The sequence below is a fragment of the Microvirga soli genome (genome assembly GCF_016734765.1).
In the GTDB taxonomy this organism is placed as follows: domain Bacteria; phylum Pseudomonadota; class Alphaproteobacteria; order Rhizobiales; family Beijerinckiaceae; genus Microvirga; species Microvirga soli.
In genome coordinates, this window is the sequence record NZ_JAERQE010000048.1 from 1 (window position 1) to 14,140 (window position 14,140).

The 14,140-nt window shown below is 59.9% G+C and carries 12 protein-coding genes and 2 pseudogenes; 4 read left to right on the top strand and 10 right to left on the bottom strand.

The genetic code is table 11. The annotated features are described in order from the left end of the window. Positions 1–93: 93 nt before the first annotated feature. Positions 94–583, top strand: a pseudogene (locus JKL45_RS24325) (IS6 family transposase); the annotation flags it as partial. A gap of 57 nt (positions 584–640) precedes the next feature. Here JKL45_RS24325 and JKL45_RS24330 read toward each other — a convergent pair. Beyond that, a pseudogene (locus JKL45_RS24330) lies at positions 641–1,186 on the bottom strand (IS6 family transposase); the annotation flags it as partial. Positions 1,187–1,312: 126 nt separating this feature from the next. Beyond that, positions 1,313–2,287: a Bug family tripartite tricarboxylate transporter substrate binding protein gene (locus JKL45_RS24335; RefSeq protein WP_201864391.1), complete on the bottom strand. Its 975-nt coding sequence runs from the start codon at positions 2,285–2,287 to the stop codon at positions 1,313–1,315. 536 nt (positions 2,288–2,823) lie between these two features. Between JKL45_RS24335 and JKL45_RS24340 the strand changes: the two genes are divergently transcribed. The 3 genes from JKL45_RS24340 (at position 2,824) to JKL45_RS24350 (ending at position 5,919) form a co-directional block, all read left to right on the top strand. Beyond that, positions 2,824–3,327, top strand: a complete 504-nt coding sequence (locus tag JKL45_RS24340) for a tripartite tricarboxylate transporter TctB family protein (RefSeq protein ID WP_201864392.1) — start codon at positions 2,824–2,826, stop codon at positions 3,325–3,327. Between the two features lie 3 nt (positions 3,328–3,330). After that, a complete protein-coding gene (locus JKL45_RS24345; RefSeq protein ID WP_201864393.1) occupies positions 3,331–4,830 on the top strand; it encodes a tripartite tricarboxylate transporter permease in 1,500 nt (499 codons plus the stop codon). A 129-nt stretch (positions 4,831–4,959) separates the two neighbouring features. Then, positions 4,960–5,919, top strand: a complete 960-nt coding sequence (locus JKL45_RS24350; protein WP_201864394.1) for an alpha/beta hydrolase — start codon at positions 4,960–4,962, stop codon at positions 5,917–5,919. A 231-nt stretch (positions 5,920–6,150) separates the two neighbouring features. Here JKL45_RS24350 and JKL45_RS24355 read toward each other — a convergent pair whose 3' ends face one another. The 8 genes from JKL45_RS24355 to JKL45_RS24390 are packed head-to-tail and all read right to left on the bottom strand — an operon-like array spanning position 6,151 to position 14,138. Further along, positions 6,151–7,305, bottom strand: a complete 1,155-nt coding sequence (locus JKL45_RS24355) for an ABC transporter substrate-binding protein (protein WP_210345884.1) — start codon at positions 7,303–7,305, stop codon at positions 6,151–6,153. Between the two features lie 33 nt (positions 7,306–7,338). Next, positions 7,339–7,794, bottom strand: coding sequence for a PaaI family thioesterase (locus JKL45_RS24360; RefSeq protein ID WP_201864396.1), 456 nt, complete (start codon positions 7,792–7,794; stop codon positions 7,339–7,341). A gap of 42 nt (positions 7,795–7,836) precedes the next feature. Then, positions 7,837–9,030, bottom strand: coding sequence for a CaiB/BaiF CoA transferase family protein (locus JKL45_RS24365; protein WP_201864397.1), 1,194 nt, complete (start codon positions 9,028–9,030; stop codon positions 7,837–7,839). Positions 9,031–9,039: 9 nt separating this feature from the next. Then, a complete protein-coding gene (locus JKL45_RS24370) occupies positions 9,040–9,858 on the bottom strand; it encodes an SDR family oxidoreductase (protein ID WP_201864398.1) in 819 nt (272 codons plus the stop codon). Positions 9,859–9,872: 14 nt separating this feature from the next. Continuing rightward, on the bottom strand, positions 9,873–10,955 hold the full coding sequence (locus tag JKL45_RS24375; protein ID WP_201864399.1) for a CaiB/BaiF CoA transferase family protein: 1,083 nt from the start codon (positions 10,953–10,955) through the stop codon (positions 9,873–9,875). Between the two features lie 5 nt (positions 10,956–10,960). After that, on the bottom strand, positions 10,961–12,283 hold the full coding sequence (locus tag JKL45_RS24380; protein ID WP_201864400.1) for a phenylacetate--CoA ligase family protein: 1,323 nt from the start codon (positions 12,281–12,283) through the stop codon (positions 10,961–10,963). An 8-nt stretch (positions 12,284–12,291) separates the two neighbouring features. Next, positions 12,292–12,939 carry a TetR/AcrR family transcriptional regulator gene (locus JKL45_RS24385; RefSeq protein WP_201864401.1) on the bottom strand — a complete coding sequence of 216 codons (648 nt, stop codon included), beginning with the start codon at positions 12,937–12,939 and terminating at the stop codon, positions 12,292–12,294. After that, positions 12,939–14,138: an acyl-CoA dehydrogenase family protein gene (locus JKL45_RS24390; RefSeq protein ID WP_201864402.1), complete on the bottom strand. Its 1,200-nt coding sequence runs from the start codon at positions 14,136–14,138 to the stop codon at positions 12,939–12,941. Before JKL45_RS24390 ends, JKL45_RS24385 begins: the two co-directional genes overlap by 1 nt. Positions 14,139–14,140: the final 2 nt, after the last annotated feature.

Genomic DNA, 14,140 nt, shown 5'->3' on the forward strand with positions numbered 1-14,140 from the left:
CCGGACATATGACCGCAAGCGATCCGATCAAACTATATCCAAATCTTCTTGCGAGGCGGGGGCCGTCCACATATGGCGGGGGCCGTCCACATATGGCACATGGACGAGACGTACGTCAAAGTCCGCGGGCGCTGGATGTATCTTTACCGCGCCATCGACAGCAATGGCGACACGGTCGAGTTCTGGTTCAGCGAACGACGGGACCTCATTGCTGCCAAGAGGTTTCTGCGCAAGGCGCTCAAGAGTCACGGTCGGCCTGAGCGGATCGTGATCGACGGCAGTCAGACCAAATCGTGAAGCAATCCTATCCTGCGACACGACAAACCGGCTGCAGGACCGATCACGGCGGAAGCTCAAGCCGATCCGCATCCGGCAAAGCGCCTACCTCAATAATCGTATCGAACAGGATCATCGGGCCATCAAACGGCGGGTTCGCCCGATGATGGGGTTCAAGTCAATGAGTAGCGCTCGCACAATCCTGGGCGGCATCGAAATGGTGCACATGATGCGAAAGGGACAGGCGAAATATGCCGGCGCCCAGCAACTGTCGCTCGCCGAGCAGTTCGAGCGGCTCGCCGCATAAATGAATACAAACCGCACTCAGATCTTTCTGTCCGCAGTCAGAAATTGCGACAGAGCCTTTCATAATGCGCTCGCGTCGCCGGGTGGGCTGGTGAGAATTCTCTGCTCGGTTGTTTAACCCTTTATGCTGCCGGTGTTCGATGCTTAGGCCCATCTCCCGGCGAGCAGCGCCGTATGATCCAAGTTTGTCCGTGACCATCACCCGCGGGGCCATGGCATTCTTCTTCAGCAGCTTGCGCAGCAGGCGTTTGGCGGCCCTGCGGTCGCGGCGACTCTGGACCAGGACATCCAGAACAAAGCCGTCCTGGTCCACGGCCCGCCAGAGCCAGTGCTTCTGGCCGGCGATGGTAATTACCACCTCGTCGAGATGCCAGCGATCACCCGGTCGAGGCGTGCGTCGGCGAATGCGATTGGCAAACTCTCGACCGAACTTCTCGGCCCAGCGTCGCACCGTCTCATGACTGACCAGGATGCCTCGGGCCGCAAGCATCTCCTCCACCATCCGGAGGCTTAGCGGAAAGCGGAAGTACAGCCAGACTGCCAAGCTGATCACATCGGCAGGGAAACGGTGGCGAGCGTAGAGCGAGGGGCGCGGCTTCTTCATACCGCCTCATAGACAAGCTCCCGATCACATCTCGTTAACGTGACGATGCCCCTAGGGCTGTCCAGGCCTGCTGCGAGCGTTGAAGCGGCGGATCCAGTATGCACGACCCTAAGCCAGGGCGGCTGCCTATTTGGACTCAATGCCAAGCGCTTTGATCATCTTGCCCCACCGTTGGCTTTCGCTCGTGACAAAGGCTTGAAGCTCTTCAGGGGTGGATGAGACCGGGGTATTGCCCAGCTGGTTCATGCGTTCCTGGTAGGCCCCCGATGCAACTGCTTTCACCATCGCCTTGTTCAAGATTCGAATGATCTCGTCGGTAGTTCCGGCTGGAGCGAAAGCAGCGAACCAGCTATCGCCGACAAGGTCCTTGTAGCCAAGTTCCACGAATGTCGGGATATCGGGAAGTTGCGGAGGGCGCTCGGCGCTAAGAGACGCCAAGACACGGTAGCGCCCCTCCTTGTGGTTTGGCGCGGCATCGGCAACGGAGGCGATATAGCTATCGAGGTTCCCTCCCAGGATATCGGACAGGATCGGGGCCGCTCCGCCATAGGGGATGGGTGTCAGCTTGATCCCGAGCGCAGCATCCATCATCCCACCGATAATGTGCGGAACGGTACCTGCGCCCAACGTTCCTAGGTCCACGCCATCAGGGCTCGCCTTCGCATAGGCAACGAATTCCTTCACGTCCTTTGCCGAGAAACCATTCTTTACGACGAATACGAAGGGCACCCGAGCCAACAATGAGATCGGCGCGAAGTCTTCGAGTTTGTAGCGGATGTTCTTGATTGTATGCGGGTTGGTTGAGAAGGTTGTTGCCGCCGTCACGAGAAGCGTATGTCCATCTTTCTGGGCCCTGGCAACGGCCTCCGTTCCAACGACCGTGCCGGCGCCGGGACGATTCTCCACCACGACACTCTGACCCAAATCTTTGGACATCTCGTCTGCAATGATCCGTGCGGCTACGTCCGTCGGACCTCCAGCCGCATACGGAACGACGATGGTGATGACCCGATCCGGGTATGCAGCTGCCGATCCTGCAGCTATTGAAGCAAGAGCTAGGATGGCACTGGTGACGAACGCGAGTGCTTTACCCTTAAGCATGGTTGGACCTCCCGTTACAAAGCGCAAGTTTATTGTTTCTCGCGAGCTAACATCCCAGTCAGTATGTGGAAAGATATCCCGCGGGACAATGCTCACAGAAAGAAAAAGAACGAATATGGTGTTTTAATCTAAGAAAGAAGATATAAAACCCCGATATGTAACTTGATATGTTTACCGAGTCCTACAACCTCTCAGCCCCCACATACCAAATAGTACGCAAGCCGCGCGCGACACCCCATCCACCAAGAGAAACCTCGTGCGTCTGGCACCTGCCATGGCGTGTGCCCGACTGGCCAATGTGATCGCATAGCGCCCAACTCTGGAACGACAGGACGATGCGCTGATTGGCGCGTGCGATACTGGGAAAAGGGCGCGGACAATTGATATAGCTTGATTTATGTGAAGATACTGACCAGTATGTCGACCATCCCACTACGGGTGATGATGCGAGAGCTTAGTAACGCTCTCTGTAATCCTGAGTGATCTGGCTGGCTAATGCAGGCTTAGAACTCTGCATACCGAAGCGGGGCAACCGAGTGGGCAATCCATTCTGCAAGCAAGCGTGGAGGGGCGATCTGACGATGGCTCTAAGAAAAGCTAGCGACTTCTTTTCAGGGATATGCTTCTTTTTGACGGGTGTTGGAGCCGTCCTCTTATCGAAGGATTATCCTTTCGGCACTCTCCGGTCGCTCGGACCAGGCTTCTTTCCTCTCGTGCTCGGCTCATTGCTGGCTGTCATCGGAACGATCCTGACAATCCGGTCCTTTTACGGCGAGATCGTATCTATGGCGATCCCGCGGATCAGGGTAGCGGCGATGATCTTGGGCGGCTCGCTGCTGTTCGGCCTGCTGATCCGCCCCGCCGGACTGGTCGTTTCCATAGTCGTCATGGTGCTTGCTGGCGCTGCGGCGAGCAAAGAGCTCAGTGTTGCGACAGCTATACTCACCGCCCTCATCTTGGCGGCAGGCAGCGCGGTCATCTTTGTCTACGCGCTCGGCTTGCCGCTTCCGATTGTTGGCGCCTTGTACTCGGGCCGGTAGGAAATGGATCTCTTCACGAACCTACAAACCGGCTTGGGGGTAGCTGCATCGCCGAGCAACTTGCTCTACTGTTTCATCGGCTGTGTACTGGGAACCTTTATCGGGGTTCTGCCGGGTCTCGGCCCATCGGCGACGATCGCTATGCTGCTGCCGATTACCTTCAGCATGGATCCAACTGCATCGCTCATTATGTTGGCCGGCATCTACTATGGCGCCCAGTACGGCGGATCGACTACCGCCATCCTCGTCAATCTGCCGGGAGAAGCCTCATCCGTCGTGACGGCGCTGGACGGCCACCAGATGGCCCGCAAGGGACAGGCGGGATTGGCGCTCAGCACCGCTGCTATCGGATCGTTCATCGCAGGAACGATCGCGACGATGGTGATTGCTTTGTTTGCGCCAACTCTTGCAAGTATTGCGCTGAAATTTGGAGCAGCGGACTACTTTTCCGTCATGATCCTCGGTTTGCTTGCATCTATTGTGCTCGCGCAAGGATCGTTGCTGAAGGCTCTTGCAATGATCGTCCTTGGCCTCTTGGCGGGATTAGTCGGAACCGACATCAACTCGGGCGTCAACCGGTTCACGTTCGATCTGCTGGAGTTGTCCGATGGGATCGACATCGTCGCCGCAGCTATGGGGGTTTTCGGACTGGCAGAAATCATCGACAATCTCAGCAATCCCGAGAAGAGATCGACCTATACCGGAGCTATCACCAATCTCCTGCCGACAAGGTCGCAGCTTGTGCGAATTATCGGGCCGGTTCTTCGAGGCACAGGAATCGGTGCCGCACTGGGAGTGCTGCCCGGCGGAGGCGCGCTCCTCTCGTCGTTTGCGTCTTATGCAGTCGAAAAGCGCATCTCCAAGGAACCGGAGCGCTTCGGCACGGGAGCGATCGAGGGAATTGCAGGTCCTGAGTCAGCGAACAATGCGGGTTCACAGACATCCTTCATCCCTATGCTAACGCTCGGCATTCCATCGAACGTCGTCATGGCTCTCATGGTAGGTGCGATGATCATCCACGGCGTTCAGCCCGGCCCGGCAGTCATTCGCGAGCAGCCCAACCTATTCTGGGGACTAATCGCGTCGATGTGGCTTGGCAATCTCATGCTGCTCGTGCTCAACCTTCCATTGGTGGGCGTGTGGGTCAGACTGCTGAGCATACCCTACAAGCTGCTCTTTCCAGCCGTCATGGTTTTTACCGCCATTGGCGTTTTCAGTCTCAACAACAGCAATTTCGATATCTACGTCATGGTTTTCTTCGGGCTATTGGGGTATTTCCTGCGCGTTGTAGATTGCGAGCCGGCACCCTTCTTCCTGGCGCTCGTTCTCAGTCCCATGATCGAGCAGTATTTTAGCCGGGCTCTCATGATGTCTCGGGGCGATCTCATGACTTTTGTTGAACGTCCCATCAGCGGAACGTTGCTGGCATCTGCAGCGATTTTGCTGGTCCTAGCAGCCCTGCCTTCAGTTCGCAGGAAACGGGATGAAGCCCTCAAGGAGTGAGGCCAGCCAACATGGAGATCAACCGCGGTCGTTCCTGCCATGCCTCATTGGTGAACATTCCCGTGGCCGTATCTATTGTCGACTTCGACAGCAGCTCGGTATTCGTGGGAAAGCAGAAGGAAGCGTTTCATGGAAGACGTAAGAAGCCCACCTGAAGCCTATCTCGACCCGGAGATGAAACTGTTTCTCCAGGAATCATCCCAAGCTGCAGCACGTTATGTCAACACGTTCGATGCCCCGATCATAGAAGCGCGCGAAGCCATTGAACTAGCGCAACGGCCATTTGCGGCAGGCGGCCCACAGATGGCATCTATCGATGAGCGATGGATACAGATTGGCGGACGACGCATTCTTGCTCGCCATTATCGCCCGACGGCCGAGCCGAATCTGCCGGTCATCGTCTTCTTTCACGGCGGAGGCTGGACTTGGAACAGCATAGATACACATGACCGAGTCGCGCGCGAATATGCAGCCCGCACCGGGTTCTCGGTGGTCGCTCCGGATTACGCAATGGCCCCGGAGTACCCATTCCCGACGCCGTTCAACGAGTGTGTTCAAGTCATACAATGGCTGAGTTCGCGTGGACACGAGTGGGACGTCGACGGAGCTCGGCTGGCAGTGTCGGGAGACTCTGCAGGTGCTAACCTCGCCCTTGCGGCCTGCATGATGCTGCGCAATGCCGATTCGATGCCGCGTGCAGCCCTGTTGAACTACGGTGCCTATGACCAATCCTACGATCGGCAGTCATACGTCTGGATCGGAGACAGCTCGCTCTCGCCACAAACATGGAAAATAAAATGGTTCTGGCGCAACTATTTGCAGTCGGACTCGTCCGAGGATTGGCGCGCCGTTCCCCTAAAAGGCTCATTCGAGAATTTGCCCCCGCTCAGGCTCCAGGTCGGTCAGCTCGACGTGTTGCGGGATGAGAACCTTGAACTTGCCCGTGCCGCTAAGGAGCAGGGCGTTGACGCCGAATGTATTGTGTACCCCGGAGTAACGCATGGCTTCCTGCGCGCGGCCGGACGTGTGTCAACCGCAGACCGTGCGCTGCAGGAGGGCTCCGATTGGCTCCATGCCAGGTTGAATTGAGATCCCCGCGAGTCTTGCAAAGGCGTTCATCGCCCGGCGCCTTGTGCAAATCCGAAGCTCGCAATGGTATCGCCAAGGCGCCCCAAGAGCCGCGACAATCCCGAGAGCTCACGGAGCAGCCAAAGGGTGGCTGGCGCTGTCTATACAGAAGCACCGCCAGCGCCCGCGCGTACGAACAATGACGAGACGGATGCGGCTGAGGCCCCTCCCGTTCCTCGAAACCATCTTGAGCTATTTGCGCTGTTCGAGGTCCACGACGATCTTCTGGTCTTGAACGGAGAAGGTATAGATCCGGGATTTCAGCTGGCCATTGGGCTCGAATGTTGCATCGCCAAAGATCGTGTCTTTGAAGCTTCCTCCACGAATTCGCTTGGCAAGCGGCTCCTTGTCAAGGGTCTTCAACTCGTTCGCTGCCATGGCCCAGACCTCCAACGCAAAGGCTCCCACCGCCATGAACTTGTCGGGAGTATAGTTGAACATTTCTTTCGTCTTAGCCACGAATCTTCTGTTAACTTCATTCGAGGCGAAAGGCTCCACGTCGGGAAAGTAGATATCGGTTCCCATCAGGCCGTTGGCGGCATCGCCGGCAACGGAGATTACGCTTGGCGCAACAGTGCCCAACGCCGCGAGAAGCTGACCTGGCAGTCGGATCTGGCGTGATTGACGGATAAGAGCTGGCATCCCCAAACCTTCATTGGCATTGATCGCAACAGTCACGTCCGGATTGGCGGCTTTAACGTTGGTCAGGGCCACCCGGAAGTCTGCCTGCGCGAAAGGAAATTTCTCCTCCGCCACCTTTTCGTATGCGTATCCAAGTCGCTTCAACTCAGCTTCGATGGAGGCCTGAGTACCATTCCCGTACGCGTCGTTCTGCGTCAGAAATGCGACGCGTTTCGCCTTCAGCTTGTCGGCAATGACAGCGGCAACGGCAGCTCCTCCTTGGGAATTCGACGCATTTAGCCGAACCGCGAGAGGGTTCCCTTCACCGGAGAGAATGGCATCGGCACTGGCGAACGCCGTAATATCGAGGACTCCTGCCCGGCTGATAACCGGCTGCATGGCCAATGCGACCGGGCTGTTCCACCCTTCGATGACCACCGAAACGCCCTGAGTGAGCAGTTCGTTTGCTCGGGAGACGCCAATGGCCGGAGTTGACTCGTCGTCGCGGCTCAGGATCTCGATTGGTCTGCCCATGACACCACCGGCGTCGTTTATGATCGCCGCCATGGCCTGAATCGCTTGTGTCACATGCTGACCTTGAGGGCCTGCGCCGCCGCTCAGTGGCAGGATCACCCCCACCTTGACCGAGTTTTGCTGAGCATGGGCGCCAACTCCAGCCAGTGAGCTGAACGCAATCAACGCAAGTGCCTTTAGACTTGTCTTCATCACTTCTTCCCTAGAATTCCGTTGCTGGACCACTCAGTCATTCGAGAGCACCTTCCATAGCCCTTGCAGGGACGCGACAGCGCGGTCGCCGACCTCCAGTGTCCCGCGCATGAACAGGATCGAGCGCGTGCGTCGAACGACCTCGGCTTTAACGGTGATGAATTCACCTGCAATAGCTGGAGCGATGAAGTGGGTATCGAGCTGAATCGTCGCCTGCGGTAAGCCGCCTGTGACCTGACGGGCCGTCAGGCCGAGCGCCTGATCTGCAAAGGCCATCAGCATGCCACCATGCACCACGCCTCGTCTGTTGACATGCCTGTCCTCTGCAAGGAAGCCGAAGGTGAGACCCTCTCCCTCACCCTGCTGCCACAGCGGGCCAACCAGCACCATGAAACCCGGCTCGTCATCTCGGGGGACCCAACCCTCCCGAACAGGATCGAAGACCCCGGGGGGTAAGGGCTCAGGAGCTTTGGGAGGCATGCTGTTCATCCGTAGCTCCTGGTGTAACGCCCTAGATCCTGTCGATTGCCGTCACGAATCCGAAGACCGAACCTTGATCCGCCTTATGTCCTCTTCACTCATTCCGAGTTCCCGCGCGAGAACATCGCTGGTGTGTTCTCCAAGCCGCGGAGGCGCTTTCGGCGGCCGCACAGGCGTACCCGAGAGGCGCAGGGGCGAGGCAGTCAACCGCACGGATCCGTGCCGTTCATCCGGCACTTCAACGACAATCTCGCGCTCCGCCACTTCTGGACTGGAGAAGACCTCGGAAACCTTTCGGACTTGACCCGCGGGAACCCCGGCGTCTTTCAGCAGTACGATCCATTCCGCCGTGCCGCGTGTGAAAAATACATCAGCAAGGACCGGGATGAGAGTTTCCCGGTTCAGAGCGCGATCGCGGTTCTTCTGGTATCGCTCGTCCGACCAGAGCTCCGGACGTTCGAGGACTTGAATGCACATATTCCTGAACTGAAGGTCGTTGCCGACCGCAAGCGCTAGGACCCCGTCGGCCGTATCGAAGAGCTGATACGGCACGACGGTCGCGTGGGCGTTGCCGTAGCGCTTGGGCTCGCTGCCTGTCGCCAGATACCCGGTGCCGACATTCGCCAGGAGCGCGACAGCGGAGTCGAACAGGGATACGTCGATGAGCTGCCCCTGTCCGGTCGTTACGCGCGCAAGAAGCGCCGCCAAGATTGCCTGCGTGGCGTTCATGCCGGTGATGATATCGGTAATCGCCATCCCGTGCTTCATCGGCGAGCCATCGGGTTCGCCGGTGATCGCCATGAGGCCACTCTCCGCCTGGATTGCGAAGTCGTAACCGGCTTCGCTGGCGCGGGAGCCAGTGCGTCCGTATCCCGAAATGGAACAGTAGATCAGGCGCGGGTTGATGGTGGAGAGCTGCTCGTATCCTAGACCAAAGCGCTCGAGCGTACCTTTTCGGAAGTTTTCCACCAGCACATCTGCCTTCTCCGCAAGGCGACGCACAATGCCTTGGCCCTCGGGGCCTTTCATGTCGATGGCGACGGACTGTTTCGAGCGATTGCAACATAGGAAGTAGGTGGACTCACCATCGATCTCGGGCGGCATCCAGCCTCGCGTGTCGTCTCCTCTTGTGGGCTCCTCGATCTTCCACACATCAGCGCCGAGGTCGGCGAGCGTTTGTGTACACCATGGGCCCGCAAGCACCCGTGACAGATCCAGAACCTTCACTCCCTGCAGGACAAGCATACGGCGCTCCTACTCGGCGGCGATCATGTGGAGGCCGGGACCGAGATGGGCGGCGCCGTCGATCTGGATGAGCTGACCCGTCATGAGGCGCCCTGCCGGGCTCGCGAGATAGGCGACGAGTTCGGCCACCTCCTCCACCGAGGTGGGAATGCGCATGGGCGTAGCCTCCACGAGCCGTTCGAGCATAGAGCGTGCGGCCTCTCCGGCGAGCCCCTCGGTCACCACCGTGCCGGGCGCGATGCAGTTGAGCCTGATCCCGTCCTTTGCCCACTCCAGTGCGAGAGAACGCGTCATCCCGAGCACGCCCGCGCGCGCTGCAATGGAATGGGAAAGCCCCATAGAGCCGCGGTCGACTCCTGAGAGCGAAATGCTTGCCACGCTGCCGCGGCTGGCCTTGAGATAAGGATAAGCCGCCTTTGTGACCGTGAAAACAGCGTTCAGGTTCAGATCGATAACCGCATCCCAGCCCCTGCGACTGATCTCGGTCGCAGGGGCAAAGAATTGTCCGCCCGCATTGTTCACGAGAAGATCGATGCCCCGGCTCTCGCCTGCCTCGCGGACAAGAGTCTCGACAGCGTCCGTTTCCCGCACATTGCAAGGCTTGTAGGTGAACGCGCCCGCCATGCCATTCGCCAGAGTCGCGGTTTGCTCGAGCATTTCTGCGCGACGGCCCGTTCCGAACACATGCATGCCGAGTCGCACCAGCCGCAGCACAATGGCACGGCCGATGCCCGAACCCGCGCCGGACACGAAGGCGGAGCGGTTCGCGAAAAGCCCCTCGCGGAGCACGGAGGCATCATAAGGATCGTTGAAGGAGGCTGAGGACATGGTGATGCTCCGGATCAATCGGCTCGGCGGCTGCCGCCGAGGGTTGGGGCTGGCGAACGGTTGATACGCTCGCCGTCGAACAGGGCGGGAAAGCTGGGGACGTGCTCGCCGCTAGCAAGCCGTCGGCTTACCGCGCCTTCGCGCAGGTTGCGGATCATCTCCACGGCTTTCATGGGATCGCGTACGGAACCTGCCGGAATGGCGAGTTCGTTCATGACGGAGAGCACGGCCTCGCGGCTGTGCTGCGAGGTCCAGGCGCTCACCTGCCGGTCGAACTCCTCCGCCCGGGCGAGACGCTCACCGGCGGGCGCATCGCTTCCCCCAACGACGGCTTTCAGTTTCGCCCAGTATGGGTCGAGGCCGCCATAGATGTAGACGTAGCCATCTTGGCACGGATAGATTCCCGAAGGAGCCGAGGCGCGGTCGCGGTTGCCAGTGCCGGGTGCAGGCGTGCCGCCTTCGGAAACCAGAAGGGCTGCGGGTCCGAGCAGCATGGCGGCGGCGACTTCCATCATGGAGATGTCGATGATGCAGCCCTCCGTACGGTTCGTCTCCGCCAGGGCCATGGCGGTGGAGAGAGCAGCGTAGAGGCCTGAGAAAAAGTCGGCGGGCCAGCTCGTGGAGATGCGCGGACTTCCGCCCTCCGCGCCATTGAGCCACGCGAAGCCGCTCTCGCATTGGGCAATGGTGTCCATGCATGTCCGGTCGTCCTGCTGGCCGTAGCCGGACACGAGGGTGGCAATCAGGCGCGGAAACCGGCGGCAAATGGAGGCCGCATCCAACTCGAGCCGCCTCAAGGCTCCCGGCGCGAGGTTGCAGACGAGCGCATCCGCATGGCCTATAAGATCGAACAGCTTGGCGCGATCCGCCTCCTGGCGTGTGTCGATGACGACGCTTTCCTTTGACGTGTTGAAGCTGCGTGTGTAGACGCTGCCGAACGCGGTGCCCGGAAGCCCGCGCGAGCCGTCGCCAGGGGGGGCTTCGATCTTGATAACCTCGGCGCCGAAGTCCGCCAGGAGCTGCGCCGCTGTCGGTCCAGCGATGAACTGCGACAACTCGATGACGCGTTTACCTTGAAGCGGACGCGGCGCTGCCATGATGTCTACTCCGTAATCACACGTTTGGCCTTGTGGACGGTGCGCGGCAGAGAACCCGCCGGCAGCACCTCGACCACGAAGCGGACCTGCAGGCGCTCGCGCAGCCGATAAGAAAGCTTCTCGCCCAAATCCTCGGGCGCATCGTCCGTGCGCTCGACACGCAGCTTCACGCCGGTGAGGAAGCCACTCTTCGGATCCTTTACGGAATCGTCGATGACGAGAACGTATTCGTTGGTCGTGCCTGGGAAGGCGCGAACGATGTCCTCGACGGCGCTCGGGAACAGGTTGACGCCCCGCACGATCAGCATGTCGTCTGCACGGCCCAGAACGCCGCCTTTCAGAGTTGCATGGGTGCGTCCGTCCGGTGTCGGCGTGCGGTCACGGACGACGACGTCACCAGTCCACCAGCGCACGAGCGGACAGGCCTCCTTGTCGAGGTGCGTCAGAACGAGAACGCCACGCTGTCCATCCTTGACAGGCTCCAGGGTGTCCGGGTCCAGGATTTCCACATAGATGAAGTCCTCGGCGATCTGGGGGCCAAGCTGCAAGGCGGTATCCCAGCCGATGGGCTGGCACTCCAGTGCGCCGTAGCAGTCGAACATCTTTGCCCCCCACATACGCTCCAGGCGCTCTCGGGTGCCGGGGATACTCGCGCCAGGCTCGCCACCGACGCACACCATGCTAACTGTGGAGGCCGCGAGATCGAAGCCAATCTCCTCGGCTGCCTCGGCCATATGGGCCATGAAGGAAGGCGTACCGATGACACACTTGGTGCGGTATTCCTTGATTGTCTCGAGCTGCCGCTTGGTATCCACCGAGCCGCCGGGGATCACGAGCGCCCCGATATGCTGCGCCGCGAGCGTCGCACCCAAGCCTCCGACAAACCAGGAGTAATTGAACATGCACTGGAACACGTCGCCGGCGCGCAGACCCTGGGCGTAGAGATAACGGGCATAGAGGTCGGCCCAGCGTTCAATGTCGCGCTTCGACCACAGCACCGGCGAGGGACGCCCCGTTGTGCCGGACGAGAAATGCACGCGTACCGCGTCGCTCAGTTCCACGGCGCGCATGGTTCCGAAAGGCGGATCCTCCTGAAGACCGGCCACGTAGTCGGCCTTTCGGGTGATCGGCAGGCGGCGCAGATCCTCGAAGCTTTTCAAGTCCCCCGCCGAAAATCCGGCCTGCTTGAAAACCTTCTGGTAATAGGCGCTTTTGGCCTCTACCCGGGCAAGCTGCTTCTTCAGGGCACCGAGCTGAAATTCCTCGATCTGATCCCGGGACCATGCCTCGACTGGATCCCATATATCGTCGGAATAGGGTCGGGTCATTTGAGCATTCACAGCTGAGCTCCTTTGAGAATTCCGCGCATGGCGCATCCAGTCAGGGTGCGGGCGATCTCGGCAATGTCCTCAGCCGTCTGAAGACGGCGCGGCACATACCAGACGGTGAGCCAGTTCAGGGCTCCGAAGAACGGTTTCGTCGCAAGGCGCGGCGGAAGATCCACGAAAAGACCGGCACGTATCCCGTCATCGATGACCTCGGCGAAGATCTGCTCGTAGTCGTCGCGCAGCCGGATGATCGAGCGGAGGGTCTTAGCGTGCCGAGCAGCGACAGCACCCAGAAGCTCCCGCTCTAAGCCGCGGACAGCCACCTTCTGCACCGGCAGATCTTCCATGAGAATCGTTGCATGGCGCAACGCCATGGCCTCCAATCGCTCGGCGGCGTTGCCGGCTCCCTTGGCAATCGGCTCGATCTCGCGAGCCAGCTTTTCCATGGCGGCGATCTGCACGTCGAAGTACAGCTCCGCCTTGCTGCGGTAGTAGTGATAGATCCGTCCCTTGGTGGCCCCTAGGCGCTCCGCCACAGCATCGATAGAGGTCGCGGCAAAGCCGAATTCCATGAAGACTTCGGCTGCCGCACGGACGATTTCATCCCGCGCCTCGTTTCCGGTCAATGATATCGGGGATGAAGTGTCGGCATCCATCAGGCGCTCCGTGTTTCCAACGTTTCGCCCTGCCCTGCGGCAGCGGCGTCCTCGACTTCCTTGCGCACGGCGCGGGACAAGACAAGGCGTTGAACCTCGGATGTCCCTTCATAGATCTCCAGCACGCGCTGATCGCGATAGAGGCGCTCGGCGACGTTCGGCTTGCAGTAGCCGAAACCACCCCAGATCTGTACGGCAGCGTCTGCTGCTCGGTGGGCAACTTCAGACGCATAGAGCTTTGCCATGGCGCCGAGATTGGCCACATCCCGCCCCTCGTCATAGGCCTTGGCAGCCTCGTAGAGCATCATGCGAGCCGCCGAGATTTCAACGGCCATGTCGGCAAGCTTGAACCCGATGCCTTGATTGTCGATGATTGCCTGCCCGAATGCCTTGCGCTCAACAGCGCGCCGCGAGGCCTCGCGATAGGCGGCAAGCGCCAGCCCGAGGGATTGGGCCGCTACCATCACGCGGCCCACGTTGAGGGTCTGGAATGCTAAACGCAGGGCCCGATTGACCTCCCCGATCCGCGCCTCGTCCGGTACGGCGATATCGAGCCTCAGATTCGATGTCTGGGTGCCGCGGATACCCATCTTATCGGAGAGTTCATCGACGACTGCGCCCTCCTGCTCCTTGTCGACCATGAAGGCCGAGATGCCGCGACCGCCAGCCGACGGATCGGTCTTGGCGAAAACCACGTAGAATCGGGATGCGCCGCCGTTGCCGATCCAGTACTTCTCGCCCCTGATCCGCCAGCCGTCGCCCTCGCGCACGGCGGTAGCCGTGACGGCGGCGGCATCGGAACCCGCCTCCCGCTCCGACAGGGCGAAACTTGTTGCGACGCCCCTGGTCATCTCGCCGAGATAAAGCTTCTTCTGGTCCTCACGCCCTGCGAGCAGAACCGGGAAGGCTCCGAGCTGATACGCGCAGAGAATGGCTGCGGTGGAGGAGCAGCCGGAGCCGACCCGCTCAACCACTGCGACAGTCGATGTCAGGCTCGCGCCCTCGCCTCCGTAATCCTTCGGTATGAAGAGGCCTGCCAGCTTATTGTCCACGAGCCGGCGCACATTCTCCCACGGATAGCGCTGCTCCCGGTCGAGCTCCTCCGTCAGCGGAGCGAAATGCTCATCGGACAACTGCGCGGCCAGAGATTGCCAGCGCTGCGCTTCGACGTCCAGGGCAGGCTGCCAGATAACCGTCATGA

What these genes read in the sequence shown, in the direction of transcription:
- JKL45_RS24335 (WP_201864391.1), bottom strand. Translation starts at nt 2,287, where the DNA reads ATGCTTAAGGGTAAAGCACTCGCGTTCGTCACCAGTGCCATCCTAGCT.
- JKL45_RS24345 (WP_201864393.1), top strand. Translation starts at nt 3,331, where the DNA reads ATGGATCTCTTCACGAACCTACAAACCGGCTTGGGGGTAGCTGCATCG.
- JKL45_RS24350 (WP_201864394.1), top strand. Translation starts at nt 4,960, where the DNA reads ATGGAAGACGTAAGAAGCCCACCTGAAGCCTATCTCGACCCGGAGATG.
- JKL45_RS24355 (WP_210345884.1), bottom strand. Translation starts at nt 7,305, where the DNA reads ATGAAGACAAGTCTAAAGGCACTTGCGTTGATTGCGTTCAGCTCACTG.
- JKL45_RS24360 (WP_201864396.1), bottom strand. Translation starts at nt 7,794, where the DNA reads ATGAACAGCATGCCTCCCAAAGCTCCTGAGCCCTTACCCCCCGGGGTC.
- JKL45_RS24365 (WP_201864397.1), bottom strand. Translation starts at nt 9,030, where the DNA reads ATGCTTGTCCTGCAGGGAGTGAAGGTTCTGGATCTGTCACGGGTGCTT.
- JKL45_RS24370 (WP_201864398.1), bottom strand. Translation starts at nt 9,858, where the DNA reads ATGTCCTCAGCCTCCTTCAACGATCCTTATGATGCCTCCGTGCTCCGC.
- JKL45_RS24375 (WP_201864399.1), bottom strand. Translation starts at nt 10,955, where the DNA reads ATGGCAGCGCCGCGTCCGCTTCAAGGTAAACGCGTCATCGAGTTGTCG.
- JKL45_RS24380 (WP_201864400.1), bottom strand. Translation starts at nt 12,283, where the DNA reads ATGACCCGACCCTATTCCGACGATATATGGGATCCAGTCGAGGCATGG.
- JKL45_RS24385 (WP_201864401.1), bottom strand. Translation starts at nt 12,939, where the DNA reads ATGGATGCCGACACTTCATCCCCGATATCATTGACCGGAAACGAGGCG.
- JKL45_RS24390 (WP_201864402.1), bottom strand. Translation starts at nt 14,138, where the DNA reads ATGACGGTTATCTGGCAGCCTGCCCTGGACGTCGAAGCGCAGCGCTGG.